General features: G+C 60.2%; 1 protein-coding gene. It reads left to right on the plus strand.

The annotated features are described in order from the left end of the window. The first annotated feature begins 155 nt into the window (after positions 1-155). Positions 156-1,412 carry an IS110 family transposase gene (locus GRZ55_RS22925; RefSeq protein WP_169289256.1) on the plus strand — a complete coding sequence of 419 codons (1,257 nt, stop codon included), beginning with the start codon at positions 156-158 and terminating at the stop codon, positions 1,410-1,412. Positions 1,413-1,655: the final 243 nt, after the last annotated feature.

The raw sequence follows: 1,655 nt of genomic DNA on the forward strand, positions 1-1,655 counted from the left end.
TGGCGATGAACTCCGGGCCGTAGCACGTCGGGAACAGGTGCTGCCGACAGGTTATGGCCACGCGCGCAGCCTCCACATCGCGCAGCGGGTGGCCATAACCGGGTCTCAGGTCTCAACAGTGGTTTTGCTGAACCACACCGCTGAGGAGACCGGCTATGACCGCCACCCATTCTATCCCTTCGACCGTCCTGGTCGCCATCGACATTTCCAAGCATCGCCATGAGGTCCTGATCGGGGTCCCGGGCAAGAAGCGTCGTCGCCGCATGACGATCATGAACACTTTGGAAGACTTCCAACGCTTGTCTGCGGCACTCGTCAGCTACGGACTGCCAGTGCGGATCGGGTTCGAGGCGACTGGCAACTATCACAGACCGCTGGCGCATCATCTCGGACAGGCCGGGTTCGACCTCAAGCTTGTCTCCTCTGTCGGCCTCGCCCGGACACGCGAGGCTTTGCACAACAGCTGGGACAAGAACGACCCGAAGGACGCGCAAGTCATCCTGCACATGCTGGAGATCGGCGCCGTGCAGTTCTTCCATGACCCGCTGGTCGTCGGGACCGCAGACATCCAAGAGCTGTCGAAGACGCACGAGATCGTCTCACGTTCGAAGACCGAGCTCTGGCACCGCATCCTGACGCACTACCTGCCGCTCTACTTCCCCGAGGCCGAGCGGTTTCATCGAAGCTCTCGAACCGATTGGTTCCTGGCATTCCTCGAGAAGTATCCAACACCGACGATGATTACGGCCATGAGCCGGGACGCCTTCATCGCTGATGCATGGCAGGTGGTGGGCAAGAAGGTCTCCAAAGAACGCTTGCTTTCAGATATTTACGCCACGGCGGTCAACTCAGTTGGGTTGCCCGTCGGACCGGATTCCGACGCCGTCCGCATGTTCCGTCTGGTCCTTGCCGAAGGCAGAAGTCTTGTCCGTCAGCGCAACGAGATCGAGGCGCGTGCGGTCGAGCTCCTCTCTGATCTGCCGGACTATCAGTTGCTGACAACGATCCCCGGCATCGGTCCGATCAACGCCATGACCATCCTGGCGGAGGCCGGGGACCTCCGCCGGTTCCGGCATCATCGGCAGTTTCTGAAGTTCTGCGGCATGGACCTCGCCACCGTGCAGTCCGGCATGTTCCGCGGCCAGAGCCGGATCTCGAAGTACGGCAATGCCCGGCTGCGCCGCACGCTCTGGATGGCCGGCCAGACAGCTGTCCTGACAAAGACCAACAGCTTCCGGGACAAGTTCGAACGCTATATCTCGAAGGATCGACATAACGCTCATCTGCGCCGCAAGGCCTACACCGCGATCGCTGCCAAAATGGCGCGCACCGTACACGCCGTGGTCAATCACGGCGAACCCTATCGCCCCTTCTTCGAGGGGGTGAGCCCAGGCGGAAGGACCTCTCTCTGACCAGTGCCGTGGAGGCAGTTCTCTGACCTCGTAGATAATGTTTGGGCCTTCTGCTTGGGATTTCGGATCTCGTATTAAGGACGGTGAGGGCCGCCATCGCGTACCCTGTGTTTGCTATGGATGAGATCATTTCTTGACCGCAGAGCCCGTCTGGGCAACCTTATCAAGGTATCCGGACAGCCGGATGCCACACGACCTGCTGACCTAAGCAGCCAGAATTTCCCGACATAGGACGTTGTCGGA

This window comes from Chelativorans sp. ZYF759, from assembly GCF_012911015.1.
In the GTDB taxonomy this organism is placed as follows: domain Bacteria; phylum Pseudomonadota; class Alphaproteobacteria; order Rhizobiales; family Rhizobiaceae; genus ZYF759.